The organism is Arenimonas sp., assembly GCF_036275555.1.
Taxonomy (GTDB): Bacteria; Pseudomonadota; Gammaproteobacteria; order Xanthomonadales; family Xanthomonadaceae; genus Arenimonas.
In genome coordinates, this window is sequence record NZ_DASUDO010000016.1 from 59,700 (window position 1) to 80,301 (window position 20,602).

The 20,602-nt window shown below is 72.6% G+C and carries 22 protein-coding genes; 3 read left to right on the plus strand and 19 right to left on the minus strand.

Annotation, left to right across the window (positions count from 1 at the left end; all coding sequences use genetic code 11):
• Window positions 1-55 precede the first annotated feature (55 nt).
• Genes VFV21_RS05355 through VFV21_RS05365 form a run of 3 tightly spaced genes read left to right on the plus strand, consistent with a single transcriptional unit; the run spans window position 56 to window position 3,559 of the window.
• A complete protein-coding gene (locus tag VFV21_RS05355) occupies window positions 56-1,750 on the plus strand; it encodes a TolC family protein (protein WP_329668447.1) in 1,695 nt (564 codons plus the stop codon).
• On the plus strand, window positions 1,747-3,066 hold the full coding sequence (locus VFV21_RS05360; protein WP_329668448.1) for a copper oxidase: 1,320 nt from the start codon (window positions 1,747-1,749) through the stop codon (window positions 3,064-3,066). Before VFV21_RS05355 ends, VFV21_RS05360 begins: the two co-directional genes overlap by 4 nt.
• A 10-nt stretch (window positions 3,067-3,076) precedes the next feature.
• Window positions 3,077-3,559 carry a DUF411 domain-containing protein gene (locus VFV21_RS05365; protein ID WP_414638494.1) on the plus strand — a complete coding sequence of 161 codons (483 nt, stop codon included), beginning with the start codon at window positions 3,077-3,079 and terminating at the stop codon, window positions 3,557-3,559.
• Window positions 3,560-3,568: 9 nt separating this feature from the next.
• On the opposite strand, the gene VFV21_RS05370 is transcribed toward VFV21_RS05365, so the two are convergent.
• Genes VFV21_RS05370 through VFV21_RS05460 form a run of 19 tightly spaced genes read right to left on the minus strand, consistent with a single transcriptional unit; the run spans window position 3,569 to window position 20,553 of the window.
• On the minus strand, window positions 3,569-4,279 hold the full coding sequence (locus tag VFV21_RS05370) for a 4'-phosphopantetheinyl transferase family protein (RefSeq protein ID WP_329668449.1): 711 nt from the start codon (window positions 4,277-4,279) through the stop codon (window positions 3,569-3,571).
• 21 nt (window positions 4,280-4,300) lie between these two features.
• Window positions 4,301-5,530: a beta-ketoacyl-ACP synthase gene (locus tag VFV21_RS05375; RefSeq protein ID WP_329668450.1), complete on the minus strand. Its 1,230-nt coding sequence runs from the start codon at window positions 5,528-5,530 to the stop codon at window positions 4,301-4,303.
• Window positions 5,530-6,258: a 3-ketoacyl-ACP reductase FabG2 gene (locus VFV21_RS05380; RefSeq protein WP_329668451.1), complete on the minus strand. Its 729-nt coding sequence runs from the start codon at window positions 6,256-6,258 to the stop codon at window positions 5,530-5,532. Before VFV21_RS05380 ends, VFV21_RS05375 begins: the two co-directional genes overlap by 1 nt.
• Window positions 6,255-6,719, minus strand: coding sequence for a hypothetical protein (locus VFV21_RS05385; RefSeq protein ID WP_329668452.1), 465 nt, complete (start codon window positions 6,717-6,719; stop codon window positions 6,255-6,257). The genes VFV21_RS05380 and VFV21_RS05385 overlap by 4 nt, the downstream gene beginning before the upstream one ends.
• Window positions 6,719-7,903 carry a beta-ketoacyl-ACP synthase gene (locus tag VFV21_RS05390; RefSeq protein WP_329668453.1) on the minus strand — a complete coding sequence of 395 codons (1,185 nt, stop codon included), beginning with the start codon at window positions 7,901-7,903 and terminating at the stop codon, window positions 6,719-6,721. Before VFV21_RS05390 ends, VFV21_RS05385 begins: the two co-directional genes overlap by 1 nt.
• Complete coding sequence (locus VFV21_RS05395; protein ID WP_329668454.1) at window positions 7,900-8,439, minus strand: DUF3261 domain-containing protein; 540 nt, start codon at window positions 8,437-8,439, stop codon at window positions 7,900-7,902. Before VFV21_RS05395 ends, VFV21_RS05390 begins: the two co-directional genes overlap by 4 nt.
• A complete protein-coding gene (locus tag VFV21_RS05400; protein ID WP_329668455.1) occupies window positions 8,427-9,668 on the minus strand; it encodes an NAD(P)/FAD-dependent oxidoreductase in 1,242 nt (413 codons plus the stop codon). The genes VFV21_RS05395 and VFV21_RS05400 overlap by 13 nt, the downstream gene beginning before the upstream one ends.
• Before the next feature lie 28 nt (window positions 9,669-9,696).
• Complete coding sequence (locus VFV21_RS05405; protein ID WP_329668456.1) at window positions 9,697-12,000, minus strand: hypothetical protein; 2,304 nt, start codon at window positions 11,998-12,000, stop codon at window positions 9,697-9,699.
• Complete coding sequence (locus VFV21_RS05410) at window positions 11,993-12,682, minus strand: outer membrane lipoprotein carrier protein LolA (RefSeq protein ID WP_329668457.1); 690 nt, start codon at window positions 12,680-12,682, stop codon at window positions 11,993-11,995. The genes VFV21_RS05405 and VFV21_RS05410 overlap by 8 nt, the downstream gene beginning before the upstream one ends.
• Window positions 12,679-13,098 (minus strand): acyl-CoA thioesterase, encoded by a 420-nt coding sequence (locus VFV21_RS05415; RefSeq protein WP_329668458.1) that lies wholly within the window; start codon window positions 13,096-13,098, stop codon window positions 12,679-12,681. The genes VFV21_RS05410 and VFV21_RS05415 overlap by 4 nt, the downstream gene beginning before the upstream one ends.
• On the minus strand, window positions 13,085-14,641 hold the full coding sequence (locus VFV21_RS05420) for an aromatic amino acid ammonia-lyase (RefSeq protein WP_329668459.1): 1,557 nt from the start codon (window positions 14,639-14,641) through the stop codon (window positions 13,085-13,087). Before VFV21_RS05420 ends, VFV21_RS05415 begins: the two co-directional genes overlap by 14 nt.
• A complete protein-coding gene (locus VFV21_RS05425; RefSeq protein ID WP_329668460.1) occupies window positions 14,622-15,560 on the minus strand; it encodes an acyltransferase in 939 nt (312 codons plus the stop codon). The genes VFV21_RS05420 and VFV21_RS05425 overlap by 20 nt, the downstream gene beginning before the upstream one ends.
• Window positions 15,557-16,303: a glycosyltransferase family 2 protein gene (locus tag VFV21_RS05430; protein ID WP_329668461.1), complete on the minus strand. Its 747-nt coding sequence runs from the start codon at window positions 16,301-16,303 to the stop codon at window positions 15,557-15,559. The genes VFV21_RS05425 and VFV21_RS05430 overlap by 4 nt, the downstream gene beginning before the upstream one ends.
• Window positions 16,300-17,982, minus strand: a complete 1,683-nt coding sequence (locus tag VFV21_RS05435; protein ID WP_329668462.1) for an AMP-binding protein — start codon at window positions 17,980-17,982, stop codon at window positions 16,300-16,302. Before VFV21_RS05435 ends, VFV21_RS05430 begins: the two co-directional genes overlap by 4 nt.
• A complete protein-coding gene (locus VFV21_RS05440) occupies window positions 17,972-18,505 on the minus strand; it encodes a hypothetical protein (RefSeq protein ID WP_329668463.1) in 534 nt (177 codons plus the stop codon). Before VFV21_RS05440 ends, VFV21_RS05435 begins: the two co-directional genes overlap by 11 nt.
• A gap of 2 nt (window positions 18,506-18,507) precedes the next feature.
• Complete coding sequence (locus tag VFV21_RS05445) at window positions 18,508-18,789, minus strand: acyl carrier protein (protein WP_329668464.1); 282 nt, start codon at window positions 18,787-18,789, stop codon at window positions 18,508-18,510.
• Between the two features lie 19 nt (window positions 18,790-18,808).
• Entirely contained in the window at window positions 18,809-19,069 is a 261-nt protein-coding gene (locus VFV21_RS05450; protein WP_329668465.1) for a phosphopantetheine-binding protein, read from the minus strand.
• Window positions 19,050-19,832, minus strand: a complete 783-nt coding sequence (locus VFV21_RS05455) for a lysophospholipid acyltransferase family protein (protein WP_329668466.1) — start codon at window positions 19,830-19,832, stop codon at window positions 19,050-19,052. The genes VFV21_RS05450 and VFV21_RS05455 overlap by 20 nt, the downstream gene beginning before the upstream one ends.
• Window positions 19,825-20,553 carry a beta-ketoacyl synthase chain length factor gene (locus tag VFV21_RS05460; protein WP_329668467.1) on the minus strand — a complete coding sequence of 243 codons (729 nt, stop codon included), beginning with the start codon at window positions 20,551-20,553 and terminating at the stop codon, window positions 19,825-19,827. The genes VFV21_RS05455 and VFV21_RS05460 overlap by 8 nt, the downstream gene beginning before the upstream one ends.
• Between the last annotated feature and the right edge of the window lie 49 nt (window positions 20,554-20,602).

A 20,602-nucleotide genomic window follows, 5' to 3' on the forward strand; every position in this document is an offset into this window, starting at 1 on the left:
CGTTTTCCGACGGGCCACCCGGCTGCGCCGGGACCGACTTCACGGAGACTCCAACATGATCACTCCCCTGGCCCGCGCCAGCCTGGCGCTGGCGATGGCCGCCGCCCTTGGCGCCTGCACCACCCTCTCCCCGCAGCCGCGCGCGGACGAACTCGCGCAGGCGCTCGAGGCCCGCGGCGGGCCCGCCGTGGACTGGGCCGCCGTCGGCGCCCCGCGCGAGGAGCGCGCCGCCATCGGCCGCTGGCTCGACCAGCCCATGACCCTCGATGCCGCGCTGCGCGTGGCCATGCTGCGCAGCCCGCGCCTGCAGGAGGAATACGCGCACCAGGGTCTGGCCCGCGCCGAGGTGCTGGAGGCCGTCGAGATCTCGAACCCGACGCTGTCGCTGTCGCGCATGACGCTCGACGACGGCGGCAGCAACCGCACCGTCGGCCTGTCGCTGCCGATGGTGGACCTGCTGATGCTGCCCGTGCGTACGCGCCTGGCCCGGCTGGAGTACGAGCGCGCCACCTACGAGGTCACCGGGGCGGTGCTGGGCGTCGTCGCCGAGGTCGAGTCGGGCTGGTACGAGTACGTGGCCGCGCGCCAGGTGGCGGCGATGCGCGAGGCGGTGGCCGAAGGCGCCGCGGCCTCGGCCGAGCTGGCGCAGCGCTTCCACGACGCCGGCAACATCAGCGACCTGCAGCTGGCGCAGGAGCAGGCCGTCGCCAGCGAGGCGCGCATCGAAGCGCTGCGCGCCCGCGCCGAGGCCGGCCGCAAGCGCCTGGCGCTGAACCAGGTGCTCGGCCTGCACGGCGACGAGGCCGATTGGGAGGCCAGCGACAACCTGCCGCTGCCGGTGCCGCAGGAAGACGACCCGGCGCTGCTGGCGCGGCTGGCCGCCGAGGGCAACACCGAACTGCTGGCGGCGCGCAAGGAAGCCGAAGTGCTGGCCGACGCGCTGGGCCTGACCCGTTCGCTGCGCTGGCTCGGCGGCAGCGAAATCGGCTACGAGCGCGAGAAGGAGGCCGACGGTGCCCGGCTGCGTGGCCCCGAGCTGGCGCTGGAGCTGCCGATCTTCAACCAGGGCCAGGCCCGCGTGGCGCGCGCGGAGGCCCAGCTGGCCGCGGCGCTGGCGCGCGTGGACCAGGCCGAGCTGTCGGCGTCGCAGGGCGTGCGCCTGCACAGCGAGTCGGTGACGGCCCTGCGCGAGGTGGTGCAGCTGCACCGCGAGGCGCTGGTGCCACAGCGCGAGACGATCGTCGCGCGCCAGCAGGAGCGCCAGAACTTCATGCTGATCGGCGTGTTCGAGCTGGTGCAGGCCAAGCTGGCCGAGTACGACGCCTACCAGGCCTACCTCGAAGCGGTGCGCGACTACTGGCTGGCGCGCGTCGAGCTGGCGCGCGTGGTCGGGCAGCGGCTGCCCAGCGACGCCACGATCGGTGAGCGCACGCCGGGCGTCCAGGACATCCTGGCGCCGAAGAGCGGCATGGACCATTCGATGCACCAGGGGATGGATCACTCCAATCACGAGGGAATGGACCACTCGCCGCCGGAGGGAATGGATCACGCCGAGCAGGAAGGGATGGATCACTCGCAACACGGAGGGATGGACCACTCGAAGCATGAAGGGATGGACCACTCCACGGCTGAGGAGATGGATCACTCCAAGCACGAGGGGATGGATCACTCGCAGCACGAGGCCGGCGCCACCGAGCCCGAGGACGACGCGCCGCGCCACGACGAACACGACCACGGAGACACGCCATGAAGCTCACCCGCCGCAACCTGCTGATCGGCACCGGCGCGGGCCTGGTCGCCTCCGGCGCCACCGCTGCGTTCGCCCAGGAGGGCCATGTCGGCCACGCGCCACCCGAAGCCGCACCGCCGCCGGCCACCCGCCGCGGCGCCGGCCGCGTGCGCACGCTCAACGGCTGGTCCCTGCCCCACCGCATGAACGGCGGCGTCAAGGAGTTCCACCTCGTCGCCGAGGAGTTCGAGCACGAGTTCGCACCCGGCTCGAAGGCGATCTGCTGGGGCTACAACGGCTCCACGCCGGGCCCGACCATCGAGGCCGTGGAAGGCGACCGCGTCCGCATCTACGTCACCAACCGCCTGCGCGAAGCGACCACCATCCACTGGCACGGCCTGCTGCTGCCCTCGGGCATGGACGGCGTCGGCGGCCTGAACCAGCCGCAGATCCAGCCCGGCGAGACCTTCGCCTACGAGTTCACGCTGCGCCAGCACGGCACCCACATGTACCACCCGCACGCCGACGAGATGGTGCAGATGGCGCAGGGCATGATGGGCCTGTTCATCATCCACCCGCGCGAACCCGAGGCGGTACCGGTGGATCGCGACTACGCCTTCATCCTGCACAACTTCGCCCTGCACCCGGGCACGCGCCGGCCGGATCCGGCGGTGATGCAGGACTTCGACCTGTGGACCTTCAATTCCAAGGTGTTCCCCGCGATCGAGCCGATCGTCGCGCGCACCGGCGAGCGCGTGCGCATCCGCGTGGGCAACCTGAGCATGTGGAACCACCCGATCCACCTGCACGGCGTGCAGTTCGAGGTCACCGGTTCCGACGGCGGGCGCTGGCCGCGCGCGCAGTGGCGGCGCGAGGTGACCGAGATCGTCGGCGTCGGCCAGATGCGCGACATCGAGTTCACGGCGGTCGCCGGAGACTGGGCCTTCCACTGCCACATGTCGCACCACACCATGGGTCCGATGGGCCACGACATCCCCAACACGCTGGGCGTCGACCAGTCCGGCGTCGAGGAGAAGATCCGGCGCATGCTGCCCGGCTACATGGCCATGGGCGAAACCGGCATGTCCGAGCACCAGGACCACACCGACAGCGGCCACATGAAGGGGCCGGAAAACACGCTGGCGATGATGGCCGGCAAGGGCCCGTTCGGGAACATCGAGATGGGCGGCATGTTCACCGTGGTCAAGGTGCGCGACGATATCGCGCCCGGCGATTTCAGCGACCCCGGCTGGTACCGTAACCCGGCCGGCACCGTCGCCAGCCGCGTCAGCACCGATCCCGATTTCGGCGCGCCCGTGCGCCGCAACGCAACCTGAGGAGAGCGCCATGAAATTCCTGAAGATGATGCTGGCCGCGCTGCTGCTGTCCGGCGCCGCCGCCGGTTTCGCCGCCACGCCCAACACCAGCCCGGTCGAGCGCGAGCTGCCGCTGGTCACCGTCCACAAGAGCCCCTACTGCGGCTGCTGCGAGAAGTGGATCGAGCACATGCAGGCGGCCGGCTTCGAGGTCAAGGTGGTCAATACCGACGACATGACGCCGGTGAAGCAGCGCGTCGGCGTTCCGCCCGGCAAGGGCTCCTGCCACACGGCCGAGGTGGGCGGCTATTTCGTCGAGGGCCACGTGCCCGCCGATGACGTGAAGCGCCTGCTGGCGGAGAAGCCGGCCGCGCGCGGCATCGCCGTGCCGGGCATGCCGATCGGTTCGCCCGGCATGGAGTCGCCGGACGGGCGCGTGCAGGCCTACGAAGTGCAGCTGATCGACAAGGCCGGCCTCAGCAGCACCTACTCCACCCACGCCGGCGCGGAGTAATTCGAAGTTTCAGCCGGCACCGGCGTAGCGCCAGGCGCCGGCGGGTCCGGCTGCGATCGAGGCCTCGATGGCCACGCCCGGCCAGGCCGCCAGCGCGAGGCAGCCGCCGTCGGCCAGATCCCAGTGCCAGGCTTCGGCGGCTTCGGCCGCCGCAGTCCGGGCGGTAACCCGGCGCGCCTGCGAAGGCTGCAGGCCCTCGCCGCCGCGCTTGCCGCGGGCTTCCTTCAGGGCCCAGAAGAGATGGAAGACGCGCTCGCGCGCCGGGCCGTCGTCGGTGGCCGCGACCTGGTCGGCCTCTTCCGGCGAAAACAGGAAGCGCGCGATCGCGACGTAATCGCGCGGCTTGCGCGGGCGCTCCAGGTCCAGGCCCACCGGCGCGCTCGCGATCGCCGCGGCGAGGTGTTCGCCGCTGTGGCTGAGCGAGCCCCAGAGGATGCGGCCATCCGCATGGCGAAGGCGCGGGCGCGGGTCGGTATCGGTTTCGAAGCGCCAGTCGGCGGGCTCGCCGCCGTGCGCGCGGCTGGCCATTTCGCGCAGCAGCCAGTGGCCCGCGAGGTACTGGCGACGCCGCAGCGTGGCGACGATGCCCTGCAGGCGCAGGTCTTCGCCCGCGGTCAGCCAGGCGGTGCCGGGCCCGGGCAACCGGGCTTCGACGTCCGCCAGCGAGGCCCGCGCGATCCGGCAGGCGTTGGCGTCCGCCACCTCAGCGCCCGGCGTCATGCGTCGGCCTGCCGCGGCGGCTCACGCGGCCCAGCGGCGCAGCACCAGCGAGGTGTTGATGCCGCCGAAGGCGAAGTTGTTGCTCATCGCGTACTCGCCGTCGAGGGCGCGGCCGTCGCCGGTGACGTAGTCGAGCGCGCCGCAGCGCGGGTCGACGTTCTTCAGGTTCAGCGTGGGGTGGACCCAGCCTTCGCGCATCATCTCGAGCGTCACCCAGGCTTCCAGCGCGCCGCAGGCGCCCAGGGTGTGGCCGGTGTAGCTCTTGAGCGAACTGATCGGCATGCGCTCGCCGAACACGGCGTGGGTGGCCGCGGTTTCGGCGATGTCGCCGTGGTCGGTGGCGGTGCCGTGGGCATTCACGTAAGCGATGGCCTCCGGCGGCAGCCCCGCATCCTCCAGCGCCAGCCGCATCGCCACCGCCATCGTGGTGGCGTTGGGCTGGGTGACGTGCAGGCCGTCGCTGTTGGTGCCGAAGCCGACGATCTCGGCATGGATGGTGGCGCCGCGCGCCCGGGCATGCTCGAGGTCCTCGAGCACCAGGGTGCAGGCGCCCTCCCCCACCACCAGCCCGTCGCGGTCGGCGTCGAAGGGCCGTGGCGTCAGCGCCGGCGTGTCGTTGAGCGTGCTGGTGGCGAACAGCGTGTCGAACACGGTGGCGTCGGTGACATCGAGCTCTTCGCAGCCGCCCGCCAGCATGGCCACCTGCTTGCCCGACTTGATCGCCTCGTAGGCGAAGCCCAGGCCCTGGCTGCCCGAGGTGCAGGCGCTGGAGGTAGTGATGATGCGGCCGTTGATGCCGAAGAACACGCCGATGTTCACCGGCGCGGTGTGGCTCATCATCTTGATGTAGGTCGTCGCGTTGATGTACTGCGTGGTCATCTCGGACAGCATGCGGCCGAAGTCGCCGATCGAGGACGGCGTGCCGGCCGACGAGCCGTACGAGATGCCGACGCGGCCGGACTTGAGCAGCGGATCGCCCAGCAGGCCGGCGTCGATCAGCGCCAGCTCGCTGGCGCGCGTGGCCAGCACCGCCACCCGGCCCATGCTGCGCAGGGTCTTGCGGTTGTAGTGCTCGGGCAGCTCGAACGGCGCGCAAGGCACGCCCAGCCGCGTGTTCAGGCCCTTGTACTGGCCCCATTCGTCGAAGCGGCGCACGGCATTGCGGCCCGAGCGAAGGTGCGCCAGCACGCTCGTCCAGTCATGGCCCAGCGGGCTGATCGCGCCGCGCCCGGTGACGACGACGCGGCGCATCAGACCATGCCCCCGTTCACCGAGATCACCTGGCGGGTCACGTACGACGCCTCGTCCGACATCAGGAACGACACCACCGCCGCCACTTCCTCGGGCCGGCCGACGCGGCGCAGCGGGATCATCTTCATCGCTTCGTCCACCACTTCGGCGGGCAGCATCTCGGTGTCCACCAGGCCGGGGGCGACGCAGTTCACCGTGATCTCGCGCTTGGCCAGCTCCAGCGCCAGCGCCTTGGTGGCGCCGATGATGCCGGCCTTGGCGGCGCTGTAGTTGGTCTGGCCGCGGTTGCCGGCTAGGCCCGACACCGAGGAAAGCGTGACGATGCGGCCGGGTTTACGCCGCCGCACCATCGGCATCACCACCGGCTGCAGCACGTTGTAGAAGCCGTCGAGGTTGGTGTGGATGACGCTGTCCCATTCCTCGCCCGTCATCGCCGGGAAGGCGTTGTCGCGGGCGATGCCGGCGTTGCAGACCACGCCGTGGTAGGCGCCATGCGCCTCGATGTCGGCGTTGAGCGCGGTGGCGCAGGCGGCCCGGTCGGCCACGTCGAAGCAGAGTACGCGCGCGGCGCGGCCCATCGCGGCGATCTCGGCGGCGACCGCCTCGGCTTCGTCGCGACGGCTGCGGCAGTGCACGACGATGTCGAAGCCGTCGCGGGCCAGGCGCAGCGCAATGGCCTTGCCGATGCCGCGGCTGGCGCCGGTGACCAGGAGGGTGCGTGGATTCATGCGGAAGCGGTTCCAAGGTAGGCGTCGGGATCCGGCGGCTCGAACACCGAGACGCTGGCGGTTGCGACCACTGCGTCCCCGACCAACAGGCGGCAGGCGAACAGGCCCAGGCCATTGTCGCCCATCAGTTCGCAGCGCGCCTCGATGCGCAGCACGGTGCCGACCGGCAGCCGGTCCCAGCCCGCGTCGTAGCGGCGGGTGCCGAGCAGGAAGCCGGGCTTGACCGCTTCGTCGCGGGCCAGCGCGCGGCCGCCGGCCCAGGCGGCGATGGCCTGGGCCATGTACTCGATGCCGACCCAGGCCGGAACCGCCTCGCCGCCGTCTTCGAGCAGCAGGTGGTCGTCGCGCACGGTGGCTTCGGCGACGACATTCTCGGCGTCGACGTGCAGCACGCGGTCGATCCAGAGCATGCCGCCGCGGTGCGGGACCAGGCTTTCGACGGCCAGTTCGCGCGGATCCATCAGCCGGCCCCCAGCACGAGCGCGGCGTTGCTGCCGCCGAAGGCAAAGGACTGGCTCAGCACGTGCCTGAGCGGGGCCGTGGCGCGCCGGCCCGGCGCGACCAGGTCGACGACCGGCAGCGCCGGATCGGCTTCGCCGTCCCACCAGTGCGGCGGCAGCGCGTGGCCGGGATTGCGCGCCAGCGCCAGCCAGCACAGCCCGGCTTCGACCGCGCCGGCCGCGCCGAGGGTGTGGCCGGTCAGCGGCTTGGTCGAGCTGGCCGGCGTGGCGGCGCCGAACACGCGGTGCAGCACCCCGGCCTCCATCGCGTCGTTCTGCGGCGTCGCGGTGCCGTGCAGGTTGACGTAGCCGATGTCGGCGGGCGCCAGGCCGGCGCGGTGCAGCGCCTCGCGGATGGCGCGCTCGGGGCCGTGGCCTTCCGGTTCCGGCGCCGACATGTGGTGCGCGTCCGAACTTTCGCCCCACCCCGCCAGCCGCACCGCGCCCGGTTCGCGGGTCATCAGGAACAGCGCCGCGCCCTCGCCGATGTTGATGCCGTTGCGATGGCGCGAAAACGGGTTGCAGCGCGCCTCCGACACCGAGCCCAGCGCGCTGAACCCGGCGATGGTGAACTCGCAGATCGAATCCACGCCGCCGGCGACGACCGCATCGGCCAGCCCGGCGCGCAGCAGGCGCGCGCCCGAGGCCAGCGCCTTGGCGCTCGACGAGCAGGCGGTGGAGATCACGTGCGCGGGCCCGCGGGTGCCGAGCTGCTCCGCCAGGAAGCGCGCCGGCATGCCCATTTCCTGCTGCGAATAATGGAAGGACGCCGGCCAGTGCCCGTCCGCCAGCCGGTGGCGGTGCGCGTGCTCGCTCTCGCCCACGCCCGAGGTGCTGGTGCCGAGCACGATCGCCACGCGCTCCGGACCGAAGCTGGCGATCGCGGCGTCCACCGCGGCGCGGATCGGCGCCAGCGCCAGGGCGGCCAGCGCGTTGTTGCGGCCATGCAGCGCCACCGGCAAGGCGCCGAGGACGGGCAGGTCCCCCGGCACCAGGCCCAGCGCCAGCGGGCGGCCGGGCGTCACGGCTTCGGTATGCGCCACGCCGCGCGGCGCATCGGCGGCGAACAGGCGCGACGCAACCGCGTCCGCGTCGCGTCCCAGCGCGCAGCACAGGCCCAGTTCGTTGAGGAAGACCGCGCTCACGGCGCCACCGGAACGGAATCGATGCGCAGGCGATAGCGCAGCCGGACCTGGTGCAGCACGCGCGTGTCGGCGTCCTCGCGCTCGACCCAGGCCACGGTGCCGTGCGCGTCCCTGAGCGTGCGGCGCGCGCCCTCCTCGTCCAGCGTCCAGCCCGCGGGCAGCTCCGCGCGCAAGGCCTCGGCCGGCCAGAACACCAGCTGCAGGTCGGACAGCACGCGGGCGCCGTCCAGCGTCTCCGGCACCCAGGGCATGCGCTTCTGCGTGAGCTGCTCGCCGTCCCAATCGAGCCGCAGCGCGACCTGGCCCTGGGCGTGGATCACCAGCCTGACCGCCCCGGCATCGGCCTGCACCATCGCGTCCACCGTCTCGCGGCGGTCGCCGTGTTCGAACGACAGCCGCTGCTGCTCGGCCAGGCCGCCCGGCAGCGCCGACGGCGCCAGCGCGAACAGCGGTGCGCCATCGGCCGGCGGCCGCGTCGCCGGCGGCGCGCAGGCGGCCAGCGACAGCAGCGCGACGGTGGCGATCAGGCGGAGCACAGCTGCTCCAGCACGGCCAGGCGGCGCTTGTTCTCGGCCACGTAGGGATTGCTCTTGTCCCAGGCGTAGCCGGCGAGGATCGAGCAAATCATCTCGCGGATGTCGGGGCTGGGGTTCGGGTGGAAGATGATCTTCTGGAACCCGCCCGCGTACCACGCCTCGACGAAGCAGCGGAAGGTGTCGACGCCCGCGCGCAGCGGCTTGCCGTAGTCGGCTTCCCAGTCCACGGTGTCACCCGCGAACTCGCGCGCGAGGCAGGCCGAGGCCAGGCTGGCCGACTTGAAGGCGATGGTGACGCCCGACGAAAACACCGGGTCCAGGAACTCGCCGGCGTTGCCCAGCAGCGCGTAGTTCTTGCCCCACAGCGACTTCACGTTGGCCGAATAGCCGACGATCTGGCGCGCCGGCGTGTCCCACTCGGCGTCCGCCAGCAGCTGGCTCAGGCCCGGGTCTTCGCCCACGATCGCCTTGAGCCGTTCGGTCTCGGTGCCTTCGTACTGCGCCAGGAAGCCGGTTTCCGCGACCACGCCCAGCGAGCAGCGGCCGTTGGAGAACGGGATGGTCCAGTACCAGACGTCCTGGTGCTCCGGATGCACCGTGATCAGGATCTTGTTGCGGTCGAAGGCCGCCGAGCCCGGCGCCACGCGATCGGCCACGTGGGTGAAGATCGCGCCGCGGGCCGGGAAACCCGACGGGCTCTCGAGCTGCAGCAACCGCGGCAGGATGCGCGCGAAGCCGCTGGCATCGAGCAGGAAGCGCGCCTGCACGAGATACGTCTCGCCTTCCGGGCTGCGCACCGTCACCACCGGCTGGTCGCCCTCCACGTCCACCGACAGCACTTCGTGGCGGAAGCGAACGGTCGCGCCCATGCGCGCGGCCTCGTCGGCCAGCACCTTGTCGAAGTCGGCGCGCTGCACCTGGTAGGTGGTGCCCCAGCCCTTGCTGAACTTCTGGCGGAAATCGAACTGCGTGCGCCGGTCGCCGCAGGCGAAGGCGGCGCCGTTCTTGTACTGGAAGCCCGCCTGCACGACGGCCTGCAGCATGCCCGCGGCCTCGATGTACTCCATGCTCTGGGGCAGCAGGCTCTCGCCGATCGAGAAGCGCGGGAACTGCTCCTTCTCCAGGATCAGCACCTCGCGCCCCTGCTGCCGCAGCAGGCCGGCGGCCACCGAGCCGGCGGGGCCGGCGCCGATGATCAGGATTTCGGTGGTTTCGGTGCGCATGTCCATGTCGGTGCCATCCGTCGGGAGTTCGGGGTCAGGTTGCCGCAGGCGCAGCGGGTCGGAAACAGGGGGTGATCAGCCAGACCAGGCCGATGCCCAGCAGCAGCGTCAGGCCAAAGCTGTGCAGGGCCGGCGTGGCCGACAGCGCCAGCAGGCCAAACGCCAGCAGCGTGCTGGCCGCACCCAGCGACACGGCCAGCCAGCTGGCCGGGTCATCGCGATGTTCCAGCAGGAAGATGCCGTAGTCCACGCCCACGCCCAGCAGCAGCAGCTGCGCCAGCACGCCGAAGAGCTGCAGCGGCACGCCGAGCCAACCCAGCAGCGCCAGGCTGAGCGTGGCGGCGAGCGCCGTCGGCAGCCAGGCGCGCCAGGCGCGCCGCCCGAAGCGCAGCCAGAGCGCCAGCGCGACCGCCGCGTAGCCCGCGAGCAGCCACGCCGACATCTGGAGGCGGTAGTGCGAGAGCACGGCCGAGATCGTCGCGCTCCGGTCGACCCAGCGCACGCCGGGCAGGCCCTCGGCCGCGGCCGCGAGCGCCGGCAGGCGGCCCGGGTCCAGGCCCTCGAGCAGCACGACGCTGCCCCAGCGGCCCTCGACCGGGCCGAGCCAGAGCGGCCGCAGCGGTTCGGACACGGGATGCGCCAGCCAGTCCGCGTGACCCAGCGTTTGGGACGCGGGCTCCGGCGGGGATGGCGCGTCGCCCAGCAGTTCGGCGGCACGCGCCAGCACCCTGCCCTCCACGGCCTGCACGCGCGCCGCGTCTTCGCGCTGGCGCGCCGAGGACGGCAGCCAGTCGGTCACCGCGCGCCAGCCGCCGAGCCCATCGTTTTCGACGAGCGCGGCCAGGCGGTCCGTCAACGCTTCCTCGCGTTCGCGCACCTGCTCGGCGTCGTCGCCCTCGACCAGGAAATACTGCGCGGGGCTGGGCAGGCCCAGCACCCGGCCCAGGCGCGCTTCTTGCGCCACCAGCGCCGGGGGAGAGGCCTGCAGGCTGCGCAGGTCGTCGTTGATGGTCAGTCTGGGCAGGCCGGTGGCCAGCACCGCCGCCGCGACGGCCGCGGCCAGCCAGGCCGGCCAGCGGTTCGTCACCCGCGGCCACCACGCCAGGCTCCGTCCCACGGCGCTGGCGAAGGCGCTGGGGCGCGGGGCGGCGCGGTCGAGCCACGGGAACCACAGCGCCACCGTGGCGAAGGCCGCGGCCAGCCCGGCGGCCGAGAACACCGCCATTTGCCGCAGGCCTGGGAACGGCGCGATGCCGAGCGCGAGGTAGGCCAGCGCGCTCGTCACCAGCGCCAGCCCGAGCGCCGGCAGCAGGCGCCGCATCATCGTGCGCGGCGGTACCTTGGGCTGCGCCTGCCGGCTCGCGAACCAGTGGATGCCGTAATCCTCGGCGACGCCGACCAGGCTGGCGCCGAACACCAGCGTGAGCAGATGCACCTTGCCGAACACCAGCGCGGTCACCGACACGCCGGCCGCGCAGCCGACGAGCAGCGAGGCCGACACCATCAGGATCGGGCGCGGGCTGCGGAAGGCGAACCACACCAGGGCCACCACCGCGAGCAGCGAGCCCAGGCCGATGGTGCCGACCTCGGTGCGGGCGCGCACGGCTGCCGCCTCCGCGTGCAGCGGCACGCCGCCGGTGATGATCTCGACTTCGCCCGCCGCGGCGCGGGCCGCCGCGCTGGTGCGGTCGAGCGCGTCGCGCAGGTGCTTTTCCCCGTCGAGCTGGAAGGCGGGCAGGCGGCTTTCCAGCCTCAGCAGCGCCCAGTCGCGCGATTCGCCGCGCACGATGAGCTGCCCGTCGCGGGAGGACAGCCCGGCGCCGGCGCGCGCCTGCCACCACGCCGGCCACAGGCCCAGCGGGTCTTCGCGCCAGGCACCGAACCCACCGGCGCCGGGGGAATACAGCCGCGCCAGCGCCAGCTCCACCGTGCGCGGATCGTCGAGCTGCGCGCGCTGCGCCGGCGTCAGCAGGCCCTGGCGGTGCCCGGCGTAGAACGCGAGCGCGCCGGACAGCGCGTCTTCGTCGCCCGCGACCACGGCGAGGGGCGATGCCGCCCCCGCCACGCTGGCCTCGAACGCCTCCGCCGCGCGCCGCGTCGCCGCCCAGTCCGGCGCGCCGACCAGCACCACGACCTGCCGCGTCGCGCCCTCCGACAGTCGCGCGTTGGCCGCCTGCAGCAAGGCGTCGTCGGTCTCGCCCGGCAGCAGCGCCATCACGTCGCTGTCGAGCCGCGCGGCGCGCCAGAAACCGGCCTGGTGCACGGCCAGCGCGGCCACGATGAGCAGCCACGCCCAGGCCAGCGCCTTCCAGCGCGCGCTGTGCAGGGCTTCAGTCAAAGCGCGCCGCCTCGTCCGGCGTCGGCGCGGCGGGTGCGTCAGAGAGCGCCAGGAAGCGCAGCGTGGTGACGTCGCCACCCGCCTCCTCGATCTCCACGGCGCGCACGAAGCGATCGCCGGACAGCGTGATCCGGCGGAAGACCTGCCGCAGTCCCGCCTCGTCCGGGGTCAGCACGAGCAGCCAGCTTCCGTCCGCGGCCAGTGTCTCCCCGAGCTTGAATCGCTCGGCCAGCGCCGGCAGGTCGCCCGCCACCAGCGCCATGAGCAGCGCGTTCACCGCGGCCATGCCGGGCGAGGCGGCGGCGTCGAGCAGCACGCGCTGGCTACCGTCCGGCAGCCGCGTCAGCAGGCGCTCGCGGGTCAGCAGCGTGGTCGAGGCGAAGGGTTCGCGGGTGTCCCAGGCGATGCCGCGGTCGCGCACCAGCAGGAAATCGCCGCGCGACACCAGCGGCTGGCGGAAGCCTTCGAGCCGCTTGCTCTGTTCGAACTGGCCGCGCAGTACGGCCGGCTGCGCGAGCCGTGCATGCACGCCCTCGCCTACTCCGCGCAAGGTGGCCCGCGCGGGCGCCGCCGGCTCGGCGCGGGCCGAGGCCGGCACGGGCGCGGGCACGCGCGGAGAAGCCAGCGCCGGCAGCCCAAGCACCAGCGTCACGCCCAGCAACGCCGCCCGCGCCCGCCTCACGGCGCGATCCCCAGCCGTTCGAAGAGAACGGCCGGCGAGGCAAAGCACATCTCGCCCGTGCCCAGGTCCACGGCCACCTGGATCGTATGCGCGCGGTGGATCACCTCGCCCGTCTGCGCGTCGCGCACCAGGTAGTCCATCCGCAGCCGGTTCTCCCACTCGGTGATGGTGGCGCGCACCACGATGCGCTGGCCGTAGCGCACGGGGCGCACGTACTTGCAGCGCATGTCCACCACCGGCCAGGCGTAGCCGGAGTCGCGCATCTGCGGGTAGTCGTAGTCGATCTTCTGCAGCAGCGCGCAGCGCGCCAGCTCCAGGTAGCGCACGTAGTTGCCGTGCCAGACGATGTCCATCGGGTCCAGGTCGTGGAAGCCCGGGCTCAGTTCGATCTCGTGGCTGTGCTCAGGCGTCGGCATACAGGCTCCAGGCTTCGGCGCGCACGGCCGCCAGCAACTCGCGCAGCTCGACGTCGAGGGCGCGGTCTTCTGTCACCAGCGGCAGCCTCGCGCACAGGTCCGCGTGCATCGCGGCGAGCGCCGGCGACAGCGTCAGTCCGCCCGACACCGCCTCGCGGAGCGTGATGCCCTGGCGCGCCGTGACCAGCAAGGCCACCACGACCTGCTCGGTCAGCTCGATGATGCGCAGCGCATCGCGCGCCGCGATCGTGCCCATGCTGACCTTGTCCTGGTTGTGGCATTCGGTGGAGCGCGAGAATACCGAGGCCGGCATGGTCAGCTTCAGCGCCTCCGCGGTCCAGGCCGAGGCGCTGATCTGCAGCGCCTTCAGGCCGTGGTTGAGCGCGGCGCGCTCGCCCCGGGCCGCCGACAGGTTGGCCGGCAGGCCGTGGCTGTAGCGCGCGTCCACCAGCAGCGCCATCTGCCGGTCGAGCAGGTCGGCCAGGTTGGCGACGACGTTCTTCATCGAGTCCATGGCGAAGGCGATGTGGCCGCCGTAGAAGTGGCCGCCGTGCAGCACGCGCTCCTCGACCGCGTCGATGATCGGGTTGTCGTTGGCCGAGTTCAGCTCGTCCTCGATGTTGGTGCGCAGCCAGGGCAGCGCGTCCTCGAGCACGCCGACCACGTGCGGCGCGCAGCGCAGCGAGTAGCGATCCTGCAGGCGCTGCTCGTTGCGCGCCGGGCGGTCGGAGGCGAGGTCCGCGCGCAGCCGCGCGGCGACGCGCTGCTGGCCCTTGTGCGGCTTCACCGCGAACAGGGTCTGGTCGAAGTGGTGGGCGTTGCCGGCGCTGGCCAGCACGTTGAAGGCCGTGATGCGCGTGGCCAGGCGGCCCAGGTAGTCGGCGCGGCGCCACGCCAGGCAGGCCAGCGCCGTCATCACCGCGGTGCCATTCATGATCGCCAGGCCTTCCTTCGGGCGCAGGCGCAGCGGTTTCAGGCCGTGCATCGCCAGCGCCTCGGCCGCGGGCATCACCCGGCCCTGGTGCCAGGCCTCGCGTTCGCCGCAGAGGACGGCGGCCACGTACGAAAGCGGCGTCAGGTCGCCGCTGGCGCCCACCGAACCCTCGGCCGGGATCATCGGCAGGATGTCGTGCGCGAGCAGCGCCTCGAGCTGGCGCAGCAGGCCCAGGCTGACGCCCGAGACGCCCTGCGCCAGCGACTGCAGGCGCACCAGCAGCACCGCGCGGGTTTCCTGCGGATCCAGGAAACGGCCCAGGCCGCAGCCGTGGTAGGCGTAGAGATGGTGCGGCAGTTCCGCGATCAGCGATGGCGGGATCGCCACCGTGCAGGAATCGCCGTAGCCGGTGCTGACGCCGTAGACCACGCCGTCCTCGGCGATCAGCCGGTCGACGAAATCGGCGCCGCGGTTGATGCGGGCCTCGAAGGCCGGATCGCGCGACAGCACCACGCGTGCTTCGGCGCGGGCGACGGCGACGACGTCCTCGATCCGCAGCGGGCGGCCATCGACGAGGATGGAGGGGGCGTCAGGCGGGGCGGCGGTCATGCGGGGCATCCCAGAAGGGAAAGAAGTTGAACCAGTCGTAGGGGGATTGTCGCAGGCAGGCGGTCATCCAGGCGGCGAAGCGCGCGGCCGGTTCAGCCAGCCCGGCCTCGCGGTCGCCGCGCGGCAGCACGATGCGCTCGCTGAACGGCACGATGTCGGCCCGGTAGCCGTCGCCGTGGTGCAGGCAGGACAGCAGCCAGACCGGGCAGCGCAGCACCGCGGCGATCAGGTAGGGCCCGGCGGGCAGCGGCGCGGCGTGGCCCAGGAACGCCGCCTGCACCACGCGGTCGCCACGTACCGGCACCCGGTCGCCGGCGATGGCGATGAACTCGCCCGCCGCCACGCGGTCGGCCAGCAGCATGGCCGTGGTCGGCGAGAAATCGGTGACCTGCATCAGCCGCACGCTGGCCTGCGGGTTGATGCGTTCGAGGATGCGGTTGAAGCGCGGCGCGTGCGCCGTGTGCACCAGGATGGTCACGCGCAGGCCTTCGCGCCAGGTGGCCGCCATCTGCATCAGCTCCAGGCAGCCCATGTGCGCGGTGATGATCACCCCGCCCTGCCCCGCCTGCGACGACGCCTGCAGCAATTCGTGGCCGGTGAACGCGACGCGTGCGCGCGGGTAGCGGCCGCCGATCGCCAGCATCTTGTCGAGCAGCGTCTCGGCGAACATGAAGAAATGGCGGAGGCTTTCGCGCGCGCCGGGCGGGTGCGCGAACACCTGCTCGGCCGCCTGCAGCCGCGCCAGGTACTGGCGCGAGGCCCGGCGCGCCACGCCGCTGCCCAGCCAGTACACCAGCACGACCGGGTACAGGCACAGGCGGAACGGCAGCCGGCCCAGCGCGCGATAGACGCCGTAAAGCAGCCAGGTGCCGCCCACGAAGGTGGTTTCGCCGAGGTCGGCCCAGTGCCGGCGGCTCATCGGCGCGCCGCCTTGCGCGCCAGCAGGCGCGGCAGCCGCCACAGCATCCCGAAGAACAGCCGGGTGTGCATCGCGGTGATCAGCACGTTGTCGCGCCAGACCCGGAAGTGCGACACGCCGTCGGCCGGGTAGCGCACGCGGGTGTCGAGGTTGTGGACGCGCAGGCCGTCCCAGTAAAGCCGCACCAGGATCTCGGTGTCGAAATCCATGCGCCGCCCGATGTGCTCGCGCCCGAGCAGCGCGAGCGTCGGCGCCAGCGGATAGACGCGGAACCCGCACATCGAGTCGATGATCTCGAACGACAGCGTGTTGATCCAGACCCAGACGTGGGTGGCGTAACGGCCGTAAAGCCGCGCTTTCGGCACCGACGCGTCGAAGATCGGGCGGCCGTTGATCACGGCCCCCGGGTGGGCGCGCGCGGCGTCGAGGAAGCGCGGCACGTCGTCGGCGTCGTGCTGGCCGTCGGCGTCGATCTGCAGCGCGTGGCTGTGCCCGCGCCGCGCCGCCTCGCGCAGTCCGGCGATCACCGCGCCGCCCTTGCCCTGGTTCACCGGCAGGCGCAGCAGCGACACGCCGGGTGCAGTGGCCAGCTGGTCGAGCACCGCGGCGCAGGCCGGCGAAGAGCCGTCGTCCACCAGCAGGCAGTCCACGCCGTGGCGGCGGATGCGCGCGACCACGTCGCCGATCGCGTGCTCGTGGTCGAAGACCGGGATCACCACCAGCGGATGGAAGGCACCGCTCATGCCGCGCCCCCGGTGGCGAAGCGCAGGCGCCCGCTGGAATGCACGCCGGTGTCGGACTGGAACCGGAAGCCGAGCGCGCCGGTGTCCGGGTGCCAGTCCAGGCTGGCCTCGAGCCGCGCACCCGGCCGCACCAGGTGCATGAATTTGATGGTCTCCATGCGCAGGAAGCGCGCCTCGATGCCGAACGCCGCGCGGCCCAGCCGCACGGCCCAGTCGATCATCGCCACGCCGGGCAGCACGGTGGCGCCGGGGAAGTGGCCCTCGAACGCCGCCAGTTCCGCGAGCACGTCCAGGCGAACGCGGGCGGCGGTGGGCGTGCGCGCCAGCCATTCGGGTTCGGGCAGCAGCGGCCGGAACAGCGCGGCGAGCGCGCGTTCGCTGGTCTTGCCCTGCGCGTCGGCCGGCAGCGCGTCGAGGAAGCGCCAGCGCCGCGGCAGCGCGATCGCGTCGGCGTGGTCGGCCAGCCAGGCGCGCAGCTCGCCAACCAGCGCGGGCTTGCCGGCGCGATCCAGCAGGGCCTGGCCCTCGGCGCTGGGCACCGCCGCCACGGCCAGCAGGATGCGATGGCCGGGCAACGGCAGCAGCCGGGCCTCGGCCAGGAGCGGCGACGCCTGCAGCCGGCGCTCGATCGCGCCCAGCGGGATGCGCCGCTCCTCGAGCTTGAGGATGCGGTCCACGCGCCCGCGCAGCTCGAAGCCGCCGCCGGCCGTGGCCAGCGCGCGGTCGGCGGTGGCGTGCCAGGCGTCGTCGGCGAGGTGCGGCGAGCGGATCGCCAGCACGCCCTCGTCCACCCGCCACTGCACGCCCGGCAGCGGCTGCCAGGGCCTGGGCGCGCCGCCAGACTGGCGCCAGGCGATGCCGCCGGTTTCGGTGCTGCCGAAGACCTCGATCGCCGCCTGGCCCCACAGCTTGCGCACCGCCAGCGCCGCATCCGCGGGCAAGGGGCCGCCGGAGGAAAACGCCGCGCGCAGGTTGCGCGCCAGCGGCGACCAGTCCTGGTTCTCCGGCAGGCGCTTGAGATGCGCCGGGCTGGCCACCAGCACCAGTGGCGCCGCGCCCAGCGCCGCCACCTGCTCGTTGAACTCGACGCGCCGGCGCGCGAACGGACGTGCCGCCGACAGCGGCCACAGCAGCCGGAACAGCAGGCCGTAGATGTGCTGGTGCGAGACCGTGCCCTGCACCACCGCCTCGCCCAGCACGGCGCCAAACTGCGCTTCGAGGGACGCCACTTCGTTGTCGAGCTGGCGCAGCGTCTTGCGGATCGCGCCTGGCTCGCCGGTGGAGCCGGACGTGAAAAGCACCACGGCGCAGCCGTCTGCGTCCAGCGTGGCGTCGGACGGCAGCGGCGCGTCCGCGCCGGCGCTGAAACCCGCCGGCAGTTCGCCGGCCTGGCTTTGCACGTGGGGGTGCAGCCCCGCCAGCGTCGCCGCCAGGCGGTCGCCCGGCAGCCACGGCGTCTTGCCCGCCAGCCAGGCCCCGAACAGCGCCGCGGCGAACTCCAGGCCATCGTCGAGGTAAAGCGCGACGTCGCGGCCCGCGCGCGCGGCGTGCGCTTCGCGCCAGGCGCCGACGCGGGCGAGGAAGGCGGCGTTGTCCCCATCGGTGGCCACCGGCGCCCGCGCCGGCAGCGGCCAGGCCAGGCGCTGGCCCAGCGGGATGCGCGTGCGCTCAGTGGCCATGGCGCGGGCGCACCAGGCGTTCGCCGAGGAACATCGCGGCGATCAGCCCGTAGGCGATCAGCCCGTTGTAAAGCGCCCACGCCGCATCGCTCGCGTGCAGCGCCGTGTAAAGCGCCACGCCGCCGTTGAAGACGAAGAACGCGCACCAGGCCTTCGTCACCTGGCGAAGGTAAGGAATCGCATCGGGCGGCAGGTCCGGGTGCTGCAGGCGCGCCAGCCGCTCGATCACCGTCGGCGGACGCCGCAGGCTGGTGGCGAACACGACCAGGAAGGCCGCGTTCACCAGCACCGGGTAGAGCTTGAGCGGCAGGCCGTCGTTGCTGAGCATGCTGGCCACCACCAGCCCACCGGCGCAGGCCGCGGCCGCCAGCCACACCGCCTCGCGCGAGACCGCGGCGCGCAGCAGCGCCATCGCCAGCAGCCCCAGCGCCAGCCAGCGCGGTTCGAAGTGGGCCAGGCCCAGCCAGATCGCCAGCGGGTACAGCAGGGTCGCCAGCCAGGCCAGCGCCTTCGCGGCGCGCATGCTCAGGCGCCCGCGGCGGTGCCGTCGCTGCCGTGCATCATCGCGTGCAGGGCATCCACGACGTCCTGCACGCTGCGCACCGACTTGAAGGCCTCGGGCCTGAGGTTGCCGCCCAGCAGCGGCTTGAGCTGAACGATCAGGTCGACGGCGTCGATGCTGTCGATGTCCAGGTCTTCGCCCAGCTTCGAGTCGGGCGTGACCTTGCCCGGGTCGATGCCGAAGGTGTCGTGGAGGATGGCGACGATGCGCTGGAACAGCTGGTCCTTGGTCATGGTCTTGCTCATGCGGTGCGGCGGCGTGGCCTTACTGCTTGCGGTTGGCCGCCACGAAGGCGCTGAGCGCGCGGACGGAGGCGAAGTGCTGGCGGGTTTCCTCGGAGTCGGCGGCGAGCGTCACGCCGTAGCGTTTTTGCAGGGCCAGGCCGAGTTCGAGGGCGTCGATGGAGTCCAGGCCCAGGCCCTCGTTGAACAGCGGGGCCGCGGCGTCGATGTCATCGGCGGTGATGTCCTCGAGCGACATCGTGGTGATGATCAGTTCCTTGATTTCAGCTTCCAGCGCCAGCACGGGCCAACTCCGACTTGAAGGTTGTTTCGAGGTGTTCGGTCAGCCGGCGGGCCGCCAGCGCTTCGGCGCTCCCGGCGAGGAACGGGGCCACCGGAATATCCGGCAGGACCTCGATTTTGATGTGAAATCGACGTGACGGGACACGATACCATTTCTCACCCTTTCCCAGCGTTGGCGGGGTGCACCGTATGATGACGGGCGTCACGTCCAGCACGCCGCGGACCGCGATGTTCGCCGCCCCGCGCTGCAGGGGGCCGAGCACTTCGCCGCGCGGCGTGCGGGTGCCCTCCGGGAAGATCACCAGGTTCTTGCCCGAGCGAACCGAATCGATGCAGTCCTGCACCAGCCCGGCGCCGTTGTCGTTGAACACGTAGCCGGCGGCCCTCAGCGGCCCGCGCGTGAAGGGGTTGGTGGCCAGGCGCGACTTCACCACGCAGTCGGCCTCCTCGATCATGCCGATCAGGCAGACCACGTCGATCAGCGTAGGGTGGTTGGCCAGCACCAGCAGGCCCGGGCGGCGCAGGCGCTCGGCGCCGTGGATTTCCCAGCTCATCACGCCCAGGCGGCGCATCAGCCAGACGTGGCTGGCGAAGCTGGCCTGCACCAGCCGCCGCGCCATCCGGCCCAGCCGTTCGGGGTCGCGAACCGCCAGCCGCAGCAGCGGGAACACCAGCAGGCCCAGCAGCACGCCGCCCAGGCCGAAGGCCGCGAACGACACCGCGGTGCCGAACACGCGCCAGGCGTGGTCGAGCCGCTCACGCATGCCGATGCCAGCAGCGGGTGCCCGAAGGCGAGACCAGGCCGCCCTCGCCCGCCAGCGCAAAGCGCAATACGTCCAGTCCGTGCGGCAGCGCCGCGGCCGCCTTGGCCGGCGCGCCGGCGTGGGGCTGCAGCGAGAGTCGCGGCGCACCGTCGCGCGGCGCCGCGATCCGCCAGGCCCAGGCCCAGGCGGCCTCGGGTTCGTCGCGGTATTCGGCATAGGGCTCGGGCGTCGGGCCGTCGTACAGCACCACCAGCACCTCCGGTGCGCCGTCCGCGAGCAGCGCCAGGGCCTCGGTCACGGCCGCCTCGGGCGATTCGACGCCGCCTGACACCGCCAGGTAGTTGTCGGTGAGCCCGCGCGCGATCGAGTACTGCGCCGCGATCGCGTTGTGCGTGGACAGGCCGAAGTGGGTCGGCGACAGCGGCTCGCCGCGCGCCAGCCCGGCCAGCATCTCGTAGGTGCGGGCCACGTCGCCGTGGCGGGAGGCGAACACCATCGGCAGCCCGGGCGCGGCCTCCGGCTGGCAGCGCCAGGCCACCTGCAGGGCCATGCGGCCCAGCGGCTCGAGCCGCCGCCGCTGCATGGCCGGCATTTCGGCCAGGGCCGGGGTGGCGATCCCGGCCGGCAGCGTCGGCGCCAGGGCCCAGGCCTGCCAGTCCTCGGCGGATTCGAGGCCGGCCGCGAAGGCCGACCAGCCAAGCAGGCTGAATTGTCCGTCCATGTCCCCGCCTCCTGCGTCCGGCCGCCATCATCCCGCGCCGGGCGCCAAA